The organism is Burkholderia sp. RF4-BP95 (assembly GCF_001521985.1).
GTDB classification, from domain to species: domain Bacteria; phylum Pseudomonadota; class Gammaproteobacteria; order Burkholderiales; family Burkholderiaceae; genus Burkholderia; species Burkholderia diffusa.
Window position 1 is genome coordinate 125314 of record NZ_LOSX01000027.1, and the last position, 20703, is coordinate 146016.

Annotated in this window: 20 protein-coding genes and 1 tRNA gene; 8 read left to right on the top strand and 13 right to left on the bottom strand. The window is 67.4% G+C overall.

All coding sequences use genetic code 11. The annotated features are described in order from the left end of the window. Positions 1–138: 138 nt before the first annotated feature. From WS46_RS11675 to recA, 7 genes are all read right to left on the bottom strand, one after another. The gene (locus tag WS46_RS11675; protein ID WP_059690624.1) at positions 139–735 is read right to left on the bottom strand and encodes a pilin; all 597 of its coding nucleotides are present in this window, start codon (positions 733–735) and stop codon (positions 139–141) included. A gap of 97 nt (positions 736–832) precedes the next feature. Next, positions 833–1537 (bottom strand): TerC family protein, encoded by a 705-nt coding sequence (locus WS46_RS11680; protein WP_059690625.1) that lies wholly within the window; start codon positions 1535–1537, stop codon positions 833–835. Positions 1538–1695: 158 nt separating this feature from the next. Further along, positions 1696–2577: a succinate--CoA ligase subunit alpha gene (gene sucD, locus WS46_RS11685; RefSeq protein WP_010090788.1), complete on the bottom strand. Its 882-nt coding sequence runs from the start codon at positions 2575–2577 to the stop codon at positions 1696–1698. A gap of 64 nt (positions 2578–2641) precedes the next feature. Beyond that, positions 2642–3808 (bottom strand): ADP-forming succinate--CoA ligase subunit beta, encoded by a 1167-nt coding sequence (sucC, locus tag WS46_RS11690; protein WP_059528034.1) that lies wholly within the window; start codon positions 3806–3808, stop codon positions 2642–2644. A gap of 68 nt (positions 3809–3876) precedes the next feature. Then, positions 3877–4485 (bottom strand): DUF2889 domain-containing protein, encoded by a 609-nt coding sequence (locus WS46_RS11695; RefSeq protein WP_059528036.1) that lies wholly within the window; start codon positions 4483–4485, stop codon positions 3877–3879. Positions 4486–4631: 146 nt separating this feature from the next. Continuing rightward, entirely contained in the window at positions 4632–5501 is an 870-nt protein-coding gene (gene recX, locus WS46_RS11700; RefSeq protein ID WP_059690626.1) for a recombination regulator RecX, read from the bottom strand. Beyond that, positions 5501–6574, bottom strand: a complete 1074-nt coding sequence (gene recA, locus WS46_RS11705; RefSeq protein WP_059465716.1) for a recombinase RecA — start codon at positions 6572–6574, stop codon at positions 5501–5503. The genes recX and recA overlap by 1 nt, the downstream gene beginning before the upstream one ends. A 190-nt stretch (positions 6575–6764) precedes the next feature. Here recA and WS46_RS11710 point away from each other — a divergent pair, with 190 nt between their 5' ends. The 4 genes from WS46_RS11710 (at position 6765) to WS46_RS11725 (ending at position 11143) form a co-directional block, all read left to right on the top strand. Beyond that, entirely contained in the window at positions 6765–7493 is a 729-nt protein-coding gene (locus tag WS46_RS11710) for a response regulator transcription factor (protein WP_059528042.1), read from the top strand. Positions 7494–7510: 17 nt separating this feature from the next. Beyond that, the gene (locus WS46_RS11715) at positions 7511–9064 is read left to right on the top strand and encodes a sensor histidine kinase (RefSeq protein ID WP_059690627.1); all 1554 of its coding nucleotides are present in this window, start codon (positions 7511–7513) and stop codon (positions 9062–9064) included. Positions 9065–9285: 221 nt separating this feature from the next. After that, entirely contained in the window at positions 9286–10944 is a 1659-nt protein-coding gene (locus tag WS46_RS11720) for an MFS transporter (RefSeq protein WP_059528048.1), read from the top strand. Between the two features lie 122 nt (positions 10945–11066). Beyond that, positions 11067–11143: transfer RNA gene (locus WS46_RS11725), tRNA-Met, on the top strand. Positions 11144–11250: 107 nt separating this feature from the next. Here the strand turns inward: WS46_RS11725 and WS46_RS11730 are convergent. Continuing rightward, complete coding sequence (locus tag WS46_RS11730) at positions 11251–12225, bottom strand: LysR family transcriptional regulator (protein WP_059690628.1); 975 nt, start codon at positions 12223–12225, stop codon at positions 11251–11253. A gap of 238 nt (positions 12226–12463) precedes the next feature. Next, positions 12464–13432, bottom strand: a complete 969-nt coding sequence (locus WS46_RS11735; protein ID WP_059690629.1) for a GlxA family transcriptional regulator — start codon at positions 13430–13432, stop codon at positions 12464–12466. Between the two features lie 116 nt (positions 13433–13548). Between WS46_RS11735 and WS46_RS11740 the strand changes: the two genes are divergently transcribed. Together WS46_RS11740 and WS46_RS11745 are read left to right on the top strand one after the other, a co-directional pair. Beyond that, a complete protein-coding gene (locus WS46_RS11740; protein WP_059690630.1) occupies positions 13549–14232 on the top strand; it encodes a DJ-1/PfpI family protein in 684 nt (227 codons plus the stop codon). A gap of 94 nt (positions 14233–14326) precedes the next feature. Next, positions 14327–14638 (top strand): cupin, encoded by a 312-nt coding sequence (locus WS46_RS11745; RefSeq protein WP_059528060.1) that lies wholly within the window; start codon positions 14327–14329, stop codon positions 14636–14638. Between the two features lie 9 nt (positions 14639–14647). Here WS46_RS11745 and WS46_RS11750 read toward each other — a convergent pair whose 3' ends face one another. Both WS46_RS11750 and WS46_RS11760 read right to left on the bottom strand, forming a co-directional pair. Continuing rightward, positions 14648–14932, bottom strand: coding sequence for a PAAR domain-containing protein (locus tag WS46_RS11750; protein WP_011657840.1), 285 nt, complete (start codon positions 14930–14932; stop codon positions 14648–14650). A gap of 314 nt (positions 14933–15246) precedes the next feature. After that, positions 15247–15639, bottom strand: coding sequence for an MAPEG family protein (locus WS46_RS11760; protein WP_059690632.1), 393 nt, complete (start codon positions 15637–15639; stop codon positions 15247–15249). Between the two features lie 400 nt (positions 15640–16039). Here WS46_RS11760 and WS46_RS11765 point away from each other — a divergent pair, with 400 nt between their 5' ends. Continuing rightward, positions 16040–19147, top strand: coding sequence for a biosynthetic peptidoglycan transglycosylase (locus WS46_RS11765; protein WP_059690633.1), 3108 nt, complete (start codon positions 16040–16042; stop codon positions 19145–19147). A gap of 33 nt (positions 19148–19180) precedes the next feature. Here WS46_RS11765 and WS46_RS11770 read toward each other — a convergent pair whose 3' ends face one another. Further along, entirely contained in the window at positions 19181–19528 is a 348-nt protein-coding gene (locus tag WS46_RS11770; RefSeq protein WP_059690634.1) for a GFA family protein, read from the bottom strand. Between the two features lie 155 nt (positions 19529–19683). Between WS46_RS11770 and WS46_RS11775 the strand changes: the two genes are divergently transcribed. After that, on the top strand, positions 19684–19929 hold the full coding sequence (locus tag WS46_RS11775; RefSeq protein WP_059528077.1) for a DUF1272 domain-containing protein: 246 nt from the start codon (positions 19684–19686) through the stop codon (positions 19927–19929). Positions 19930–19950: 21 nt separating this feature from the next. On the opposite strand, the gene WS46_RS11780 is transcribed toward WS46_RS11775, so the two are convergent. Then, entirely contained in the window at positions 19951–20670 is a 720-nt protein-coding gene (locus tag WS46_RS11780; RefSeq protein ID WP_257129977.1) for a FadR/GntR family transcriptional regulator, read from the bottom strand. Positions 20671–20703 lie beyond the last annotated feature (33 nt).

The window sequence follows — 20703 nt, forward strand, 5'->3', positions numbered from 1 at the left end:
CAACCGGCGCACTATACAAAACTTTCCCCCCTCTGTGCGGCCCCGTCGCGCCATCACCCATGCCGTGAAGCGGGCACACCCTGCCGGCGGGCGCCGCGCCACGCACGCGGCCACGGACTTGCCGGCATGCCCGCGGCACTACGCGCGGCACTCCGCCGGCGCATATTGCGCGGGCAACGTCGCGGCTTCCGCCGGCAACGGGCCCGCGCCCGGCGCCGGGAGCGACGACGCAGACTTCCCGGCGGCAAAACACTCCCACGCGATCGCGCCCGCCTGCATCGCGCCCTTTTTCAGCGGCACGCGCGCGGTCGGCGTGTCGGCCTTGTCCGGCGCGGACGGCACCAGGACGAGCGTATTCGCGCCGGCCGCGGCGACGCGGGGGGTGAACGCCACCGTGATCTGGCCGGTGTCGCCGTCGATGGCGACGGATTCGACGTTGCGGGTGGCGGCCGGCGGGCTGTAGCCGCCGTCGAGGCTCGCGCCGCTCGCGGCGTTGTCGGCCACGGCGAGCCGCGCGGACGAAGCGAGCGCGAGCCCCTCGCCGACACGCGACCGCGCGAGGTAATCCTGGTACGCGGGAATCGCATAGGCCGCGATCACGCCGACGATCGCGAGCACGATCATCAGCTCGATCAGCGTGAAGCCGGCCGGCCGCCAGCGCGGCACCGGCCGGCTCGCGCGCCGCAGATCGGCGGCGAGACGACGGAACAGGGAAACGGAAAAGGCTTCGAACATGACTGGCTCCGGAAACGAAAAACGCCTGCCGAATCAGGCAGGCGTTTCGATCGTAGCCAGCGGGCCGCGGCCCCGGCAGTCGGCCGGACGGCCAACATCAATGCGCGTGCGAGGCGCTGCGGCGGCGCCGGAGCGTGTAACCGGCGGCGACGACGAACAGCGCGCCCGCGATGCTCGCGCCGTAGATCGCCGCCGGCGTATCGAGCACCGGCCAGCGGTCGCCGACCGGGTCGTGCACCATCAGCCCGCCGGCGATCCAGCCCAGCAGCCCGGCGCCGAGCGCCACGACGATCGGAAACCGGTCGAGCAGCTTCAGCACCAGCGTGCTGCCCCACACGATGATCGGCACGCTGACGACGAGCCCGAAGATCACCAGCGCCAGACGGTGCGACGGATCGGCCTGCTCGGCCGCGCCGGCGATCGCGATCACGTTGTCGAGGCTCATCACGGCGTCGGCGATCACGATCGTCTTCACCGCGTCCCACAGCCGGTCGGCCGGCTTCACGTTGTCGTGCGCGCCGGCGTCGGGTGCCATCAGCTTGACGCCGATCCACAACAGCAGCAGGCCGCCGCCGAACTTCAGGAACGGCACGTCGAGCAGCACGACCGCGAACGCGATCAGCGCGACGCGCAGCAGGATCGCGCCGGCCGTGCCCCACACGACGCCGCGCAACCGCTGGTTGGCCGGCAGGTTGCGGCACGCGAGCGCGATCACGACCGCGTTGTCGCCACCGAGGAGGATGTCGATGATGACGATCTGAAACACCGCGCCCCAGTGGAGCGACGTCAGGAATTCAAGCATGAGCGGTATCGGGTGCAGGGCAACGGCTGTCGGACAGGCGCGCCGGGTGAACGCCGGGACATGCATCGCGCACGCCCGGGGCTTACAAATTCATTGCGCGAGCATAACAAAAAACGCCGGCGAGGCCGGCGTTTTTTGCAGGACGAACCACGCGGAAATTACAGCGCCTTCTTCAGCAGGCGGCCCATTTCCGACGGGTTGCGCGTGACGGTGATGCCGCACGCTTCCATGATTTCCAGCTTCGCTTCGGCCGTATCCGCACCGCCCGAGATCAGCGCGCCGGCGTGGCCCATGCGCTTGCCCGGAGGCGCCGTGACGCCAGCGATGAAGCCGACGACCGGCTTCTTCATGTTGTCCTTGATCCACTGAGCGGCGTTGGCTTCGTCCGGACCGCCGATTTCGCCGATCATCACGACCGCGTCCGTATCCGGATCGTCGTTGAACATCTTCATCACGTCGATGTGCTTCAGACCGTTGATCGGGTCGCCGCCGATACCGACTGCCGACGACTGGCCGAGGCCCAGTGCCGTCAGCTGAGCAACCGCTTCATACGTCAGCGTGCCCGAACGCGACACGACGCCGATGCGGCCCTTGCGGTGGATGTGGCCCGGCATGATGCCGATCTTCAGTTCGTCCGGCGTGATCGTGCCCGGGCAGTTCGGCCCGAGCAGCAGCGTCTTGCGGCCTTCGCGACGCATGCGGTCCTTCACTTCGATCATGTCGCGAACCGGGATGCCTTCCGTGATGCAGATCGCGAGATCCAGATCGGCTTCGACCGCTTCCCAGATCGCAGCGGCTGCGCCTGCCGGCGGAACGTAGATGACCGACACGGTCGCGCCGGTTTCGGCCTTCGCTTCCTTGACGCTCGCGTAGATCGGAATGCCTTCGAAGTCTTCGCCGGCCTTCTTCGGGTTCACGCCCGCGACGAATGCTTCGCGGCCGTTTGCGTATTCACGGCAGGCGCGCGTATGGAACTGACCGGTTTTGCCGGTAATGCCCTGCGTGATGACCTTCGTGTCCTTGTTGATCAGAATCGACATGTATTTTGACCTCTGTTCGATTGGCGTCGCGTATCTGCCGCGCCGCCATGCGTATTCGATAGCGTTACTTGCCTTCGGCAGCCGCGACGACCTTCTGCGCAGCCTCTTCCATGCTGTCCGCCGAGATGATCGGCAGGCCCGAATCGGCCAGCATCTTCTTGCCGAGGTCCTCGTTCGTGCCCTTCATGCGCACGACGAGCGGCACGTTCAGGTTCACGGCCTTCGAACCGGCGATCACGCCTTCCGCGATCACGTCGCAGCGCATGATGCCGCCGAAGATGTTCACGAGGATCGCCTTCAGGTCCGGGTTCTTCAGCATCAGCTTGAACGCTTCCGTGACCTTCTCGGTCGTCGCACCACCGCCGACGTCCAGGAAGTTCGCCGGCTCGCCGCCGAACAGCTTGATCGTGTCCATCGTCGCCATCGCGAGGCCTGCGCCGTTCACGAGACAGCCGATGTTGCCGTCGAGCGAGATGTACGCGAGGTCGAACTTCGACGCTTCGATTTCAGCCGGATCTTCTTCGTCCAGGTCGCGGTACGCGACGATTTCCGGGTGGCGGAACAGCGCGTTCGAGTCGAAGTTGAACTTCGCGTCGAGTGCGATGACCTTGCCGTCGCCGGAGACGTTCAGCGGGTTGATTTCAGCCAGCGATGCGTCGGTTTCCCAGAATGCCTTGTACAGGCCTTGCAGGATCGCGCGCGCTTGCGGAATCGAAGCAGCCGGCACGCCGATCTTCGCGGCGAGGTCGTCGGCCTGCGCGTCCAGCAGGCCCGTCGACGGCTCGACGATGACCTTGTGGATCAGTTCCGGGTGCTTTTCGGCGACTTCTTCGATGTCCATGCCGCCTTCGCTCGAACCCATCAGAACGATCTTTTGCGACACGCGATCAACGACGAGGCTGACGTACAGTTCCTGCTTGATGTCGGCGCCTTCCTCGATCATCAGGCGGTTGACCTTCTGGCCTTCCGGACCGGTCTGGTGCGTGACGAGCTGCATGCCGAGGATCTGGTTCGCGTATTCGCGAACCTGCTCGATCGACTTCGCCACCTTCACGCCGCCGCCCTTGCCACGGCCACCCGCGTGAATCTGAGCCTTCACGACCCACACCGGGCCGCCCAGCTCTTCTGCCACCTTGACGGCCTCTTCAACCGAGAACGCCGGCTTGCCGCGCGGTACCGCGACTCCGAATTTCCGCAGGATTTCCTTACCCTGGTACTCGTGAATCTTCATGCGTGATTCCCTTCAGTCTGAGAGTTGGATGAAATGTCGCTTAAGACGCTTCTTCGAATGATTTCCGTTCATTCCTTCGTGCTGCCCTCACCGGGCAAGTCCGGCCGGTTCGTGCCATACCAGCGCGGGTAGTACTGCCGCACGACCTCGCCGTCGAACCGCAACGCCCGGCAGCGGCCGAGCTGGAAAGGCGGTTCGGCGTGCTCGCCGTCATGGTCCGGTCCTTCGCCTCCCTCCTCGCGCACGTTCCATACGTCACCGGCGAACGCCTGGATCGCTGCCGTCGGCAGCACGGCGCACAGTTCGGTGAGATGGGAACAGCCTGCGACGCCGGCGAGCAGCCGGTTCGCGTTGCGGCGGAAATTGCGGAAGAGATTGAGCCCGATGAGGGCCCGGTAGGCGGGAGGGGCGGATTGACAGTGACCGGGATAGGGAACCCACTCCGAAGACGCTTCGGCGTCGACGACATTGAGGTCACGATCGATAGTCACGCGCAGCCAGAGTTCGTGGATCGGCAGGCCTTGGGGCCGGATGCCCGACGCAAGCGCGACATCGCGCGGCTTGTGGTCGGTCAGGCAGGCTTCGATGTCCCACAAGCCGTCGCCGCGCTCGTAGGCTTCCGCTCGGATTGCGCGTCGATGTCGCAACTGACGGGGCACGGGCTCGGATAGCGGCATGCTGGAGGTTGAGGCCGAAGAGGAAAACCCGTGGATTTTAGCATATTGGGTATTTGAGGCATCCGGCCGCGACGGCGGGTATTCCCGCCTGTCCGGAAACGGTTGCGTTGCAGCAAAATCGCGCGCAGCGCGCGCGACCGAACCGGTCAGTCGTCGATCGGGAAATCGTCGCCGACCTTCAGCAACTTCACGATGGTCGAGCTCGAGAAGCCGCGCGCGGCAAGGAAGCGCGCCTGCTTCGCGCGCTCGGCGGGCGTTTGCGGCAGTGCACCGAATTTCTTGCGCCACACGGCCTGCGCGCGTGCCCACTCGGTCTCGCGCAATTGCGCATTCACTTCCTCGACGAGACTGTCGCCGACCGCATGACGCTTCAGTTCGCTGACGATGCGTGCGACGCCGACGCGCGATGCGCGGCGATGCACGAGACTCTCGGCAAAGCGCGCGTCGGACAGCCAGCCTTCCTTTTCCAGTGCATCGAGCACCGGCTCGACGGATTCGTCCTCACCGACGTACGGTGCGAGCTTGCGCGCGAGTTCGGCCCTGCTGTACTCGCGCCGGGACAAATAGCCGAGCGCGCGGCCCTTCAGCGAACGCGGCGGTTTCGACGACTTGCGCTCGGCGGTACCGGATGCGTCGTCTGAAGCAGTGCCGGCGGAACCGCCGGACGCACGGCGCGTGCGACGCGGATGCTGGCTACTGCGCGTATACACATCTTCCTTGACCGACGCAGACGCATCGGCCGCGTGCTCGCCCGGAAAACTGACACCGGACACGCGACGGCGCGACCGGTCGTGCGCGTCGAACGATTCGTCGTCGTCGAACGGATCGACCGGCGCGGTCATCTCAAACGAAACGAGGGCATCCTCGGATGCCCTCGTCGCGGTGCGGGTCGCGGCACGACTGCCCGCGCTCCGCCGGTTGGCCCCCGAGGATTCGGCTTGCCGGCCGGAGCGACCCGCCGTGTCGGGCGCGTCGCTCGGTTCCGGTTCGCCAGCCTGACCTCGGCGCCCGACCATCACTCTTCTTCGTCCATCGCCTCGGCTTCGTCGAGCCCTGCACCATCCGGCATGGCGGCAACGCCGAGCGATTCGCGAATGCGGTTTTCGATCTCGCGCGCGATTTCCGGATTCTCGCGCAGGAATTCACGCGCGTTGTCCTTGCCCTGGCCGATCTTCTCGCCGTTGTAGCTGTACCAGGCGCCTGCCTTGTCGACGATCTTCGCCTGCACGCCGAGATCGATGATCTCGCCCTGACGCGAAATGCCCTCGCCGTACAGGATGTCGAAGATCGCTTCGCGGAACGGCGGCGACACCTTGTTCTTGACGACCTTCACGCGGGTTTCATTGCCGATCACCTCGTCGTTCTTCTTGATCGAACCGATGCGGCGGATATCCAGACGCACCGACGAGTAGAACTTGAGCGCGTTGCCGCCCGTCGTGGTTTCCGGGTTGCCGAACATCACGCCGATCTTCATCCGGATCTGGTTGATGAAGATCACGAGGCAGTTCGTGCGCTTGATCGTGCCCGTCAGCTTGCGCAGTGCCTGCGACATCAGGCGAGCCTGCAGGCCCGGCAGCGAATCGCCCATCTCGCCTTCGATTTCGGCCTTCGGCACGAGCGCCGCGACCGAGTCGATGACGATCATGTCGATCGAACCCGAGCGCACCAGCGCGTCGGTGATTTCGAGCGCCTGCTCGCCGGTGTCCGGCTGCGAGATCAGCAGCTCCGGCACGTTCACGCCGAGCTTCGCCGCATATTGAACGTCGAGCGCGTGCTCGGCGTCGATGAAGGCTGCCGTGCCGCCCAGCTTCTGCAGTTCGGCGATGACCTGCAGCGTGAGCGTGGTTTTACCGGACGATTCCGGACCGTAGATCTCGACCACCCGGCCGCGCGGCAGGCCGCCGACGCCGAGCGCGATATCGAGACCCAGCGAGCCCGTGGAGACGACCTGGATGTCTTCGGCCGCTTCGCCGTCGCCCATCCGCATGATCGATCCCTTGCCGAACTGCTTCTCGATCTGCGCGAGTGCGGCCGCCAGCGCCTTGCTCTTCTCGGCGGTCATCCCGGAGCCCTTCTTGCTATCTTCCATGAATCGTCCTTTGCTATGATGAGCAGCGTCTGTCAGAGGCGCGCCCGCTTTCAAGCGCTGCCCACGAATGCAGACACTGTATAAAAAAACAGTGTTTTATGCAAGCCCGCAATGCAGGCTGCGTTGTACACGGATAACTTCGGAGACAGCCGCGCCGGCGCGAACGCCCCGCCGGCCATCGGTCAGCAACATGCGAATTCTCATCGCCGAAGACGACAGCATACTCGCGGACGGCCTCACCCGGTCACTCCGCCAATCGGGCTATGCCGTCGACCACGTGAAGAGCGGCGTCGAAGCCGATACCGCGCTGTCGATGCAGTCCTTCGACCTGCTGATCCTCGATCTCGGGCTGCCCAAGATGTCCGGGCTCGACGTGCTGAAGCGCCTGCGCGCGCGCAATTCCAATCTCCCCGTGCTGATCCTGACCGCCGCCGACAGCGTCGACGAGCGCGTGAAGGGGCTCGACCTCGGTGCGGACGACTACATGGCCAAGCCGTTCGCGCTCAACGAGCTCGAGGCGCGCGTGCGCGCGCTGACCCGGCGCGGCGCGGGCGGCGGCCCGACCGTCGTGCGCCACGGCTCGCTCGCGTTCGACCAGGTCGGCCGCATCGCATATGCGAACGACCGCGTGCTCGATCTGTCCGCGCGCGAGCTCGGGCTGCTCGAAGTGCTGCTGCAGCGCATCGGCCGGCTCGTGTCGAAGGAGCAGCTCGTCGACCATCTGTGCGAATGGGGCGAGGAAGTCAGCAACAACGCGATCGAAGTGTACGTCCACCGGCTGCGCAAGAAGATCGAGCCGAGCGGCGTGCGGATTTCCACCGTGCGCGGCCTCGGCTACTGCCTCGAGAAAGTCGCGCCCGCGGCGCCGGCCGACTCGCCCGCGCCCCAGTCCGCGGCGGCCGGCACGCCGCTGCGCTGAACCCGGCCGTCGCCGCGATGGCCACGCCGGCCCATTCCCGCCATCCGACCGGCGATCAACCGTCCGCCGCCGACGCCGCGCGCGACGCGCGCTACGAGAACCCGTTCGCGCCGCCCGACGAAACCGACACGCCCGAGGCCGCGCGGCCGCGCTCGCTGTTCGGCGAAATCCTCGACTGGATGCTCGCGCCGCTCCTGCTGCTGTGGCCGATGAGCATCGCCGTCACCTATCTCGTCGCGAAGACGATCGCGAACGGCCCGTTCGACCGCGCGCTCGAGACCAACGCGTACGTGCTCGCGCGGCAGATCCATCCGGTCAACGGCGTCGCCGAGCTGACGCTGCCGCAGCAGACGCGCGACTTCCTGCGCGCGGACAACGTCGACAGCGTGTACTTCCAGGTGCTCGGCACGCGCGGCGAACTGGTCGCGGGCGAGGCCGACATGCCGCTGCCGCGCGACGAGGACCGCCCGCCGCCGGGCGTCGTCGTGTTCCGCGACGACCTGCTGCGCGGCAACGACGTGCGCGTCGCGTATACGACCGTCGCGCTGCCCGAGTCGAACGGCACGCAGCCCGTGCTCGTGCAGGTCGGCGAGACGCTCGACAAGCGCAACGCGCTCGCGAACGACATCATCAAGGGCGTGATCCTGCCGCAGTTCGTGATCCTGCCGCTCGCGATCCTGCTCGTCTGGTTCGGGCTGTCGCGCGGGCTCGCGCCGCTCAACGCGCTGCAGGCGCACATCCGCGCACGGCGTCCCGACGACCTGTCGCCCGTCGAGGCGCAGCGCGCGCCGCCCGAGATCGAGCCGCTCGTCACGTCGTTCAACGACCTGCTCGCGCGCCTCGAACAGAACATGGCGCTGCAGAAGCGCTTCATCGCCGACGCCGCGCACCAGATGAAGACGCCGCTCGCGGGGCTGCGCACGCAGGCCGAGTTCGCGTTGCGCCACCCCGTGCCGCCCGACGTGCAGCGTTCGCTCGAACAGATCGCGACGAGTTCCGAGCAGGCCGCGCGGCTCGTCACGCAACTGCTCGCGCTCGCGCGCGCCGAGAACCGCGCGAGCGGGCTGACGTTCGAGCCGGTCGAGATCGCCGCGCTTGCACGCCGCACGGTGCGCGACTGGGTGCAGGCCGCGCTCGCGAAGCGCATGGACCTCGGCTACGAAGGCCCGGAGGACGACGCGCCGCTCGAGGTCGACGGCAATCCCGTGATGCTGCGCGAGATGCTCGGCAACCTGGTCGACAACGCCATCCGCTACACGCCCGAAGGCGGCCGCATCACCGTGCGCGTGCGGGCCGAGCGTGCGGCGCGGCGCGTGCATCTCGAAGTCGAGGACACCGGGCCCGGCATCCCGGCCGCGGAACGCGACCGCGTGGTCGAACGCTTCTACCGGATCCTCGGCCGCGAAGGCGACGGCAGCGGCCTCGGGCTCGCGATCGTGCGCGAGATCGCCGCCCAGCACGGCGGCACGCTGACGCTCGACGATCACGTATACCAAAGCGCACCGCGCCTCGCGGGCACGCTCGTGCGCATCAGCCTGCCGCTGTCGGACACCGCGCCGGATCAATCCTGATACGCGCGGGTCCGTACCGCGCCGCGATCACATCGAAACCGGCGCTTTAACCCCGATTGCGACAGGATCGGAGCGCGAAACGACCGATTCGGCGCGGGTTAACGCGCAGTCGTTTTGTGCCCGCGAGTCAGTGCGCCGTAAGTTTCCGTGCCAATAATCGTCGACAGGCCCGCCCCCCCAAGGTGGCCGCATATCTATATCAAGGGACTTGGAGACGATTCATGGCAACGTTAGGCGAGCAAATTTCGCACTCGCCGATGACGGGCGAAGAGAAGAAGGTGATCTTCGCGTCGTCGCTCGGCACCGTGTTCGAGTGGTACGACTTTTATCTGGCCGGATCACTCGCGGCCTACATCAGCAAGAGCTTCTTCTCCGGGGTCAATCCGACCGCCGCATTCATCTTCACACTGCTCGGCTTCGCGGCGGGCTTCGCCGTGCGTCCGTTCGGCGCGATCGTGTTCGGCCGGCTCGGCGACCTCGTCGGCCGCAAGCATACGTTCCTCGTGACGATCGTGATCATGGGCATCTCGACCTTCGTGGTCGGCTTCCTGCCCGGCTACGCATCGATCGGCATCGCGGCGCCGGTGATCTTCATCGCGATGCGGCTGCTGCAGGGCCTCGCGCTCGGCGGCGAGTACGGCGGTGCGGCGACCTACGTCGCCGAGCATGCGCCGGCGAACCGTCGCGGCTTCTATACCGCATGGATCCAGACGACCGCGACGCTCGGCCTGTTCCTGTCGCTGCTCGTGATCCTCGGCGTGCGCACGTTCATCGGCGAGGAAGCGTTCGGCAACTGGGGCTGGCGCGTGCCGTTCGTCGCGTCGATCCTGCTGCTCGCTGTGTCGGTGTGGATCCGGTTGCAGCTGAACGAATCGCCGGTGTTCCTGCGCATCAAGGCGGAAGGCAAGACGTCGAAGGCGCCGCTGACCGAAGCGTTCGGCCAGTGGAAGAACCTGAAGATCGTGATCCTCGCGCTCGTCGGCCTGACCGCCGGCCAGGCCGTCGTGTGGTACACGGGCCAGTTCTACGCCCTGTTCTTCCTCACGCAGACGCTGAAGGTCGACGGTGCCAGCGCGAACATCCTGATCGCGATCGCGCTCCTGATCGGCACGCCGTTCTTCCTGTTCTTCGGGTCGCTGTCGGACAAGATCGGCCGCAAGCCGATCATCCTCGCGGGCTGCCTGATCGCGGCGCTGACCTACTTCCCGCTGTTCAAGGCGCTCACGCACTACGCGAACCCGCAGCTCGAACTCGCGACGCAGAAGGCGCCGATCACGGTCCTCGCCGATCCGGCCACCTGCTCGTTCCAGTTCAACCCGGTGGGCACGTCGAAGTTCACGAGCTCGTGCGACATCGTGAAGAGCGCGCTCGCGAAGGCCGGCCTGAACTACGAGAACGTCGCGGCGCCGGCTGGCGCGACCGCGCAGATCAAGGTCGGCGATGCGGTGATCCCCGCGTATGACGGCAAGGCGGCCGATGCGAAGGCGCAGGGCGCGGCGTTCGACAAGACGCTCGCGTCGACGCTGAAGGCGGCCGGCTACCCGGCGAAGGCCGACCCGTCGCAGCTCAACTGGCCGATGACGATCGTGATCCTGACGATCCTCGTGATCTACGTGACGATGGTCTACGGCCCGATCGCGGCGATGCTGGTCGAGATGTTCCCGACGCGCATCCGCTACACGTCGATGTCGCTGCCGTATCACATCGGCAACGGCTGGTTCGGCGGCTTCCTGCCGGCGACCGCGTTCGCGATCGTCGCGGCGAAGGGCGACATCTATTCGGGGCTCTGGTATCCGATCGTGATCGCGCTGGTCACGTTCGTGATCGGTCTGCTGTTCGTCAAGGACACGAAGAACTCGAACATCTACGCGCAGGATTGAGGTCGGGCGCGGGCGGCACCCCGCCCGCAACCTGTGCCGGCGCCCGCCGCCGGCACCTTTTTTCAGGAAAGTGAAAAAAGGTGTTGACAGCCCGGCGGCACATCTACATAATTCAAGTCTTCGGCGAATTAGCTCAGTCGGTTAGAGCGACGGAATCATAATCCGCAGGTCCGGGGTTCGAGTCCCTGATTCGCCACCAAATGCGAAAAGCCGCTGTTCCGAAAGGATCAGCGGCTTTTTTCATTGCATCATCCGGGCGGCCGCGGATTCGCGCACCGCCTGTCCGTCAGGCGTGCGTCCCGCGCGTCATGCCACCACCGCCCCGCGCTGCGCGTCGGGCACCTCCGCCCGCACCTTCCCCCGCCAGTTCTCTCCACCCTCCAGCGCCGGCGTCGACTCGAACAGCTCCGCGATCCAGTCCGCGAACACGCGCACCTTCTGCGACAGATGCCGGTTGTGCGGATACACGATCGAGATCGGCTTGGGCTTCGGATTGCAGTCGGGCAGCACCTCGACCAGCGAGCCGTCGCGCAGGTGCGGCAGCACCATGAACAGCGTCGGCTGGATCATCCCGAACCCTTCGAGCCCGCATGTCACGTACGCATCCGAATCGTTGACGGTGACACTGCCGTTCATCCGCACCTCGACCGGCTTGCCCTCGATCATGAACACCCACGGAATCGCCCGTGCGCCGTGGCTCGCGCGGAAATTCACCGCATGATGGTCGGCCAGGTCGGCGATCTCCTGCGGCTCGCCGTGACGCGCGAGATAGTCGGGCGACGCGCAGGTCACGCGCTTGAGCATCCCGATCCGCCGCGCGACCATCGACGAATCCTCGAGCGGCCCGACCCGGATCATGCAGTCGATGCCTTCCTCGACCGGATCCACGTAACGGTCCGACAAGCCGAGGTCGAGCGTCATGTCCGGATAGCGCTGCCGGAAGATCGACAGCGCCGGCAACACGACGCGCCGCCCGAGCGAACTCGGCATGTGGACGCGCAGCACGCCGCTCGGCTTGCGGTTGCCGGTCTGGAAACTCGCGTCGGCTTCCGCGATCTCCGAGATGATCTTCATGCAATGCTCGTAATACGCGGCGCCCTCCGGCGTCAGCGACAGCCGCCGCGTCGTACGGTGCATCAGACGCACGCCGAGCAGCGCCTCGAGATTCTGGATGATGGTCGTCACCGACGCGCGCGGCATCGCGAGCGTGTCGGCCGCGCGCGTGAAGCTGTTCGCGTCGACCACGCGGGTGAAAACTTCCATTGCCTGAATGCGGTCCATGCTGCGCCCCCTTCGAATCGCCAACGGAACAGAATAGAGCGCGCAACCCGCGCGGCACAAGCCCCCGCCTATTGTTTGCCACTTCTGAATAGTCGCAGCGTTTCGGACTGGAAAGTGATCCGGATCCGTGCAGTTCCAGACGCGACGGCCCGATCCCCGGTCGCCATGCGCGGCGCGCTCACCGCTCACCGCTCACCGCTCACCGCTCACCGCTCACCGCTCACCGCTCACCGGCACGTTACCGCACGAACCGCTCGCGATAGCCCTGCGGCGACACGCCGAGCACGCGTACGAAACTTCGCCGCAGCGTCTCCTCCGAGCCGAAACCGCACCGCGTGGCGATCCGCTTGACGGGCCACGCGGTTTCGCCGAGCAGACGCTGCGCGGCCTCGACGCGAATCTGCTCGACCGCGCGCGCGGGCGTGCGGCCGGTGCCCGCGCGGTAGTGACGCACGAAGCTGCGCTCGCTCATGCTGACGCGCTCGGCAAGCGCCGGCAACGACAGGTCGGCCGTCAGGTGCTCGGCGATCCACGCATGGAGTTCGCCGAAGCGGTCGTCGGTACGTTGCATCGACAACATCGCGCTGAACTGCGCCTGCCCGCCCGGCCGCTTCAGGAACACGACGAGCTCGCGCGCGGCGTCGAGCGCGATCGCCCGCCCGAGATCCTCCTCGACCAGCGCGAGCGCGAGATCGATGCCGGCCGTCACGCCGGCCGACGTCCACAACGCCCCTTCGCGGATGAAGATCGGGTCGGGCTCGACGCGCACGTTCGGATAGCGCGCCGCGAATTCGTCGCAGCGCGCCCAGTGCGTGACCGCGCGCCGCCCGTCGAGCAGGCCGGCCTCGGCGAGCAGGAACGCGCCGGTGCAGACCGATGCGACACGTCGCGCGCGCTGCGCCTGCTGCCGGACCCAGCGCACCGTCCGCGCATCCCGCGAAGCGGCGTGCACGCCCTTGCCGCCGGCCACGATCACCGTATCGGGACGCCCGGCCGAGCGCAGCGAATCGGCCATCACCACGAGGCCGGAGGACGTCTCGATCGGCCCCGCCTCCGCGGCGACGACACGCGGCACATACGGCACGGGCTGCCCGCGCTCCTGCGCGAGTTCGTTGACGGATGCGAACACCTGCAGCGGCCCGGTCACGTCGAGCAACTGCGCACGGGGGAACGCGAGGACGATGATCGAGCGCGGAGCGGCAGGCATGGCGATTGGCTGAAAACGTGGGTGATATGGCAATTTCGCCAAACACTACGCGCCTAGAATCGATCTGTCCATCGTGCGCCGGCCGTGGCGCATTCCCTTCCCTTCGGAGCGTTCGCATGACTCTGCATATCGGCCTTCTCGTGTTTCCCGGCGTCCAGCAACTCGATCTCACCGGCCCGCACGACGTGCTCGCGTCGTTGCCCGACGCGACCGTCCATCTGGTCTGGAAATCGCACGACACCGTCACGTCGAGCAGCGGCCTCGCGCTCGCGCCGACCTGCACGTTCGACGATTGCCCGCCGCTCGACGTGATCTGCGTGCCCGGCGGGATCGGCATCAACGACCTGCTGCTCGATGCCGAAACGATCGCGTTCGTGCAGCAGCGCGCGGCCGCCGCGCGCTACGTGACGTCGGTCTGCACGGGCGCGCTGCTGCTTGGCGTGGCCGGCCTGCTGCGCGGCCGCCGCGCGACGACGCACTGGGCATTTCATTCGCTGCTCGCGCCGCTCGGGGCAGTGCCCGTGCGCGAGCGCGTGGTGCGCGACGGCAACCTGATCACCGGCGGCGGCGTGACGGCCGGCATCGACTTCGCGTTGACGATCGCCGCCGAACTCGTCGGCGACGAAGAGGCGCAGTCGATCCAGCTGGCGCTCGAATACGCGCCCGCGCCGCCGTTCGATGCGGGCTCGCCGGATACGGCGCCGGCGTCGGTGCTGAAGCGCGTGACCGAGCGCTCGGCGGCAGGGCTGGAGAAGCGCAGGCAGACGATCGACGCGGCATTGCGCGCGATGTCCCGCTGAAGACAAGCACACGAAAACCGAAGGGCGGGCGGGCCGCGCAGTCACGCAGCCTGCCCGACTCCGCAGCATTCGCATTGACGGACCGGACCTATCGATGAACATCATCCGCAGCACCGCATTCACCGCGCAACGCCCGTGGGGGGCGCTGGACATCGCGAACCTGAACGGCATCACGGTCCGCCTGCACTGGACCGATCGGCCGTACCGTTGGCATGTGAACGACGGCGAGGAGGTTTTCGCGGTGCTCGACGGCCGTGTCGAGATGCGCTACCGCGCAGCAGGTGTCGAGCACGCGACGGTGCTCGAGACGGGAGACGTCTTCCACGCGACGATCGGCACCGAACACGTCGCGCACCCGCTCGGCGAAGCGCGCATCCTCGTGATCGAGACCGAAGGCAGCGACTGACGGCGGGCGTCAGCCCGAGATGGTGCCCGTCCCCTGCGACGGGATCAGCTTCGGCTGCGGCGTGCACAGGCACTGGCACAGGTCGTGTTCGAGCGCGACGACCTTGCCCATCACGGTCATCGTCCGCTCGCCGCCGTCGGACACGATCACGCCCTGGGTCTTGCACGCGGCGCAGAACACCGGCGCGCCGAGATAGGCGAGTTCGCGGCCGTCGAACGACGAATTGGCGATTCCGTCGAGCACGACACCGCCATGGTCGGTCGTGTCGCCCTTCAGGATGAATTTGCGGCTCATGCTTCGGCTCTCCCTCGGAAACGCCGCGCAGCGCGGCATCGGGCCACGCGCGGGCAGTCGGTATCCGCCCGTCGGTCGCGGGCGTTTCGCGAGGATATCACCGCGCGGCCGATCGTCGAATGCACGTCGTTCAGCGCGGCGTTCACGGTGTCGTCGTACGCCGACGCCGTGTCATGCACGCCGAAGCACTTCATGGAGGTCGACTCGATACGCGAGCGGATGATCGCGATCGCGTGCGACTGGCCGATTCACTGCTTCGTCGAAGCCGTGCGCCGGCACGATCCCGCGAAGCGGCGATGGCGATGGCGACGCGCTCAGACGAACAGCGCGACGCAAAGCGCGGCGCCGCACAGATACGTGCCGAGCGCGCCGATGAAACGCAGGGGATTCGGCCTGTCCATCGTCGGCCACGCGAGCAGTCCGATCACGAGCAGACAGCGGCACGCGGTTGCCGCGACGATCAGCGAGACGATCGCGCGCGACGGGTCGTGTGCGCCGAAATAGAGAAACAGCACCGCGAGAAACGGCGCGTATTCGGCCGTGTTGCCGTGCGCGCGCACGATCTTGTGCAACCCGTCGGCCGGATCGGACGCACATCCGGAACCGGTGGTGCGCCGGAAGCGCGCAACGGACACGATCAGGCCGAGCCCGAACAGCAGCAACCCCAGGATCGTCGTGCAAACGAGCGCGACGGGATGGATCGACATGGCACCCCCGATGAATGCGGACATGCGCTGCACATCGGGCGATCGTACCTGCGGCCGGTGCACCCGGCTATCGCGGAAACCCGTAGCGTCTTCACGCACCGGCGACGGATTCGGACAGGATCGGACCCGATTTGCGGTCGATAAGGCAATGCACAAGACCGGTGCGTGAGCCGCCGGCGCCGCCACGCGCCGTCGTTCCCGGCGGCCGGGCGGTGCGCGCAAACGTTACGCCACGGCGACACGCGCCACCGCATCGCACCGCCCGTTGCCGCACGTCACAGGCATGTGCGTTGCGTCGACGCATCTCGGTAGTGAACCGCCCTTGGCAGCCCGCTGCGGAGGACTACACTAATCCTTAATGAGGTGCGGCCGGAGCCTGCGCCTTCAGGGAGACGCCGCCATGAATCGGCCGCTGAATCGCATCCTGCCGCGCGTGACCGGTAGTGCCTCGGTCTGGACGTGGATCAAGTGGTCCTTGCTGGCCGCGCTGGTGATCGCGATCGCGATCGTCGCGCGACTCGTGATGACCGAGATCGCGACATCGCGCCTGCAGGCGCACTACCTGTCCGAGCTCACGCGTGACGTCGGCTACACCGTCGAGGCCGGCGCAAGCGACCACATCCGCTTCCCCGCCAACGGGCCATACGACCAGCGCCTCGGCTACGCGATGATTCCCGCGTTCCAGCAGCATCTGCTCGCGCGCGGCTTCGTCGTCGGCAAGCAGGCGCGCGATTCGCAACGAATGCTGTCGCTCGCCGATCACGGCCTGTTCCTGCCTTACGAAGAGAAAGACCAGGCCGGGCTGATGCTGTTCGACTCGACCGGCGCGCCGCTGTTCGCGACCGTGTTCCCGCAGCGCGTCTACGCCGACTTCGACACGGTGCCGCGCGTGATCGCGGATTCGCTGCTGTTCATCGAGGATCGCTACCTGCTCGACTCGAACCAGCCGAACCGCAACCCGGCGATCGACTGGGGACGCTTCAGCCGCGCGCTCGCCGACCAGGCGATGCACGTCGTCAACCATCATCAGGCGCGTCCGGGCGGCAGCACGCTCGCGACGCAGATCGAGAAGTTCCGCCATTCGCCCGACGGCCGCACCGCGACGCCGCCGGAAAAGCTGCGGCAGATCGCGTCCGCGTCGGTCCTCGCGTACCTGAACGGCCCGCAGACGATGCTCGCGCGGCGCGCGATCCTGGTGCGCTACCTGAACTCGGTGCCGCTCGCCGCGCGGCCGCACGTGGGTGAAATCACCGGCATCGGCGACGGTCTCGCCGCGTGGTACGGCCGCGACTTCAACGACGTCAACCGGATCCTGTCCGCGCCGACGACCGGCGACAACGTCGACGAACAGGGCAAGGCGTTCCGCGAGGTGCTGTCGCTGATCATCGCGCAGCGCGCGCCGTCGTACTTCCTGAATCGCGGCTATCCGGCGCTGCAGAAGCTGACCGACAGCTACCTGCGGCTCCTGTCGAACGGCGGCGTGATCTCGCCCGCGCTGCGCGATGCTGCGCTCGCCGCGCAGATCGAGCGCAGCGCGCCGCCGGCCGCCGCGCACGTGCAGTCGTTCGTGTCGCGCAAGGCCGTGTCGTCCGCGCGCGCGTCGCTGCTGTCGGCACTCGGGATCAGCGACCTGTACCAGCTCGACCAGCTCGACCTCGAAGCCACCAGCACGCTCGACAACGGCGTGCAGCAGGCGGTCGCCGAACGGCTCGCGCGGGCGTCGACCCGCGACGGCGCGCAGGCCGCCGGCCTGTACGGCTTCGAGATGCTCGCGCCGAAGGACGACCCGTCGCACCTCACGTACAGCTTCACGCTGTACGAGCACCGCAACGGCGCGAACATGCTGCGTGTGCAGACCGACAGCGTGAACCAGCCGTTCGACGTGAACCGCGGCGGCCGCATCAACCTCGGCTCGACCGCGAAGCTGCGCACGCTGATCACCTACCTGCAGATCGTCTCCGACCTGCACGCGCGCTACGGCAACCTGTCGAACGCGCAACTCGCGAAGGTGAAGCCCGACCCGATCGACGGACTGTCGCGCTGGGCGCTCGATTACCTGTCGCATACGCGCGATCGCTCGCTGCAGGCGATGCTCGACGCGGCGGTCGAACGCAAGTATTCGGCGAGCCCCGACGTGTTCTACACGGGCGGCGGCGCGCAGGTATTCTCGAACTTCGAGAAGTCGGACAACGGCCGCATCCTGACGCTGCATGCGGCGTTCGAGCACTCGGTCAACCTCGTGTTCGTGCGGCTGATGCGCGACATCGTCCATTACGAGATGCTGCAGGCGGCCGGCCCGTCGTCGTCGTGGCTCGGCGATCCGGAGCAGCGCAAGCATTACCTCGAGCAGTTCGTCGACGGCGAAAGCAAGGTCTACGTGAAGCGCTACTACACGCGCTATGCGGGCAAGGCGCCCGACGACGCGCTCGCGCTGATGCTGCAGGACGTGCGCAAGTCGCCGCCGAAGATCGCGACGGTGCTGCGCAGCGTCGCGCCGAACGAATCGCTCGCGTGGTTCAGCGCGCGGATGCGCGCGCAGCTGAAGGGCACGCCGGCCGCGACGTTGTCGGACGACGATCTCGCCGCGCTCTACGCGAAGTACGCGATCGACCGGTTCAACCTCAACGATCGCGGCTACATCGCGAGCGTCCACCCGCTCGCGCTGTGGACGCTCAACTATCTGCGCGCCCACCCGAACGCGCCGCTCGGCGACGTTCAGCGCGACAGCCGCGATGCGCGCTTCTACACGTATTCGTGGCTGTACAAGACGCGCTACCACGCGACCCAGGACCGGCGCATTCGCCACATGGTCGAGTTGCGCGCGTACGGGGAGATCACGAAAGCGTGGCGTGCGCTCGGCTACCCGTTCGCGGAAGTCACGCCGTCATACGCGGCCGCGATCGGCGCATCGGGCGACCAGCCCGACGCGCTCGCGAAACTGATCGGCCTGATCGCGAACGGCGGCCAGAAGGCGCCGACCGAGACGATCACGCGCCTCGACTTCGCGAAGGGCACGCCGTACGAAACGCGCTTCGTGCGTGCGGCCGCGCAGCCGCAGCCGATGCTGTCGCCGGAGATCGTCGACGTGGCGCGCACGCTGCTGCGCGACGTCGTGCTGAACGGCACCGCGCGGCGTCTCGCGGGCGGCTTCACGCTGCCCGACGGCAAGACGCTCCAGGTGTACGGCAAGACCGGGACGGGCGACCAGCGCTTCAACGTCTACGCGCGCGGCGCGCGGCTGATCGAGTCGCGCAAGGTCAATCGCAGCGGCACGTTCGTGTTCGTGCTCGGCGACCGCTTCTTCGGCGTGCTGACGGCGACCGCGCACGAGCCGTACGCGGCACGCTACGACTTCACGAGCGCGATGGCCGTCCAGCTGCTGAAGTCGATGGCGCCGGCGCTCGCGCCGCTGATCGAGCGTCCCGTCACCGCCGGCACGCGCACGGCGGGCCCGGCGCCGCAGGCGGAAACGCCGGCGCCGCAGGCCGCGCCGGTCGAGCCGTCCTGACGGCGGCGCGCGCGCCCGCGCGAGACGCGCCGCTCAGTGCGAGCGGCCGTCGTAGTGCGTGACCGGCAGCGCGTCGATATCGACATCCTCGAGGCATCGCACGTTGATCGCGGCCATCGCGGTGCCGTCCGGATGGGTCCCCTCGCCGAACGCATGAATCCCGCAGCGCTTGCAGAAGCGATGGCGGATCACGTGCTTGTTGAACGTATAGGTCGCGAGATGTTCGTCGGGCGTGAGGAGCTTCATGTGATCGCGCGGCACGAACCACATCAGCGCGCCCTTGCGCCGGCAGATCGAGCAGTTGCAGGCCAGCACGCCCTGCAGGTCGCCTTCCGCCTCGAACTTCACGTCGCCGCAGTGACAGCTTCCACGATAAAGCATGGGCGTCTCCCGGGGCGGCCCGTGCGCGACGACGGCATCCCGGCGGGACACCGTTGGCCGGGCCGGTTCATGCGAGTACAGTAGCGCGCACCCGCGTCGCGCGCAATGTGCGGCGACGCTCGTCCCGACCCACTCCGACCACGAGGAAAACCGCCATGCTCGAACTGCGCCCCGGCTGCGAATGCTGCGACAAGGACCTGCCGCCCGATTCGCCGGACGCACGCATCTGCACCTTCGAATGCACGTTCTGCGCGACCTGCGCGGACGACGTGCTGAAGGGTCGCTGCCCGAACTGCGGCGGCGATCTGGTGGTGCGGCCGCGCCGTCCGGCGAGCCTGCTCGCGAAATATCCGGCGTCGACGCAACGCGTGCTGAAGCCGGGCGGCTGCGCGAACCACTGACGGCCCGCACCGCCCTCCCCGTCAGGACATCTCGATCCGCGCGCGCGTCACCGCGAGCAGCGACGCCATCGCGCGGCGCGCGCCGTCCTCGTCGCGCACGCGAATCGCGTCGCTGACGGCCGCGTGCTCGGCGAGCGACGCATTGAACACATGCGCCCGGCGCGCGTTCAGATGCAGCTGCGCCTCGAGCGTGCGATCGATCAGCGCGCCGAGCGGCACCAGCAGCTCGTTGCCGCCTGCTTCCAGCACGCTCAGGTGAAAGCGCAGGTCCGCGCGCACCCATTCGTCCACGTTGCGCGCGGCGGCCATCGCGCGCACCGCGTCCTCGATCGCGTCGAAGGCGCCCGGCCCGTGCGTGCGCGCGGCCAGCGCGGCCGCATGCGGCTCGATCATCTCGCGCATCTCCTGCAGCTTCAGCGCGAACGCGAGCGGTGGCGCGACACGCGCGTACCAGTCGAGCAGGTCGGCGTCGAGCAGGTTCCACGCGCGGCGCGGCCGCACGCGCGTGCCGACCTTCGGCCGCGATTCGACCAGCCCCTTCGACGTCAGCGTGCGCAGTGCCTCGCGCAGCACCGTGCGGCTCACGCCGAACATCTCCATCAGGTCCGGCTCCCGAGGCAGCAGCGATTCGGGCGGATAGTCGCCGCGCAGGATCGCCGTCGCCAGCCGGAAGGCCGTCTGTCCATGCAGGTCGCGTTGAATGATCGTTCTCCGGTGACGGGCAACGCCGCGGCTGCCCACTATCTGCACAATAGTGCTATTAATACTATTTTT

Bases quoted from the DNA above. Each gene is read 5' to 3' on its own strand.
- WS46_RS11675 (WP_059690624.1), bottom strand. From the start codon at position 735: ATGTTCGAAGCCTTTTCCGTTTCCCTGTTCCGTCGTCTCGCCGCCGAT.
- WS46_RS11680 (WP_059690625.1), bottom strand. From the start codon at position 1,537: ATGCTTGAATTCCTGACGTCGCTCCACTGGGGCGCGGTGTTTCAGATC.
- sucD (WP_010090788.1), bottom strand. From the start codon at position 2,577: ATGTCGATTCTGATCAACAAGGACACGAAGGTCATCACGCAGGGCATT.
- sucC (WP_059528034.1), bottom strand. From the start codon at position 3,808: ATGAAGATTCACGAGTACCAGGGTAAGGAAATCCTGCGGAAATTCGGA.
- WS46_RS11695 (WP_059528036.1), bottom strand. From the start codon at position 4,485: ATGCCGCTATCCGAGCCCGTGCCCCGTCAGTTGCGACATCGACGCGCA.
- recX (WP_059690626.1), bottom strand. From the start codon at position 5,501: ATGGTCGGGCGCCGAGGTCAGGCTGGCGAACCGGAACCGAGCGACGCG.
- recA (WP_059465716.1), bottom strand. From the start codon at position 6,574: ATGGAAGATAGCAAGAAGGGCTCCGGGATGACCGCCGAGAAGAGCAAG.
- WS46_RS11710 (WP_059528042.1), top strand. From the start codon at position 6,765: ATGCGAATTCTCATCGCCGAAGACGACAGCATACTCGCGGACGGCCTC.
- WS46_RS11715 (WP_059690627.1), top strand. From the start codon at position 7,511: ATGGCCACGCCGGCCCATTCCCGCCATCCGACCGGCGATCAACCGTCC.
- WS46_RS11720 (WP_059528048.1), top strand. From the start codon at position 9,286: ATGGCAACGTTAGGCGAGCAAATTTCGCACTCGCCGATGACGGGCGAA.
- WS46_RS11730 (WP_059690628.1), bottom strand. From the start codon at position 12,225: ATGGACCGCATTCAGGCAATGGAAGTTTTCACCCGCGTGGTCGACGCG.
- WS46_RS11735 (WP_059690629.1), bottom strand. From the start codon at position 13,432: ATGCCTGCCGCTCCGCGCTCGATCATCGTCCTCGCGTTCCCCCGTGCG.
- WS46_RS11740 (WP_059690630.1), top strand. From the start codon at position 13,549: ATGACTCTGCATATCGGCCTTCTCGTGTTTCCCGGCGTCCAGCAACTC.
- WS46_RS11745 (WP_059528060.1), top strand. From the start codon at position 14,327: ATGAACATCATCCGCAGCACCGCATTCACCGCGCAACGCCCGTGGGGG.
- WS46_RS11750 (WP_011657840.1), bottom strand. From the start codon at position 14,932: ATGAGCCGCAAATTCATCCTGAAGGGCGACACGACCGACCATGGCGGT.
- WS46_RS11760 (WP_059690632.1), bottom strand. From the start codon at position 15,639: ATGTCGATCCATCCCGTCGCGCTCGTTTGCACGACGATCCTGGGGTTG.
- WS46_RS11765 (WP_059690633.1), top strand. From the start codon at position 16,040: ATGAATCGGCCGCTGAATCGCATCCTGCCGCGCGTGACCGGTAGTGCC.
- WS46_RS11770 (WP_059690634.1), bottom strand. From the start codon at position 19,528: ATGCTTTATCGTGGAAGCTGTCACTGCGGCGACGTGAAGTTCGAGGCG.
- WS46_RS11775 (WP_059528077.1), top strand. From the start codon at position 19,684: ATGCTCGAACTGCGCCCCGGCTGCGAATGCTGCGACAAGGACCTGCCG.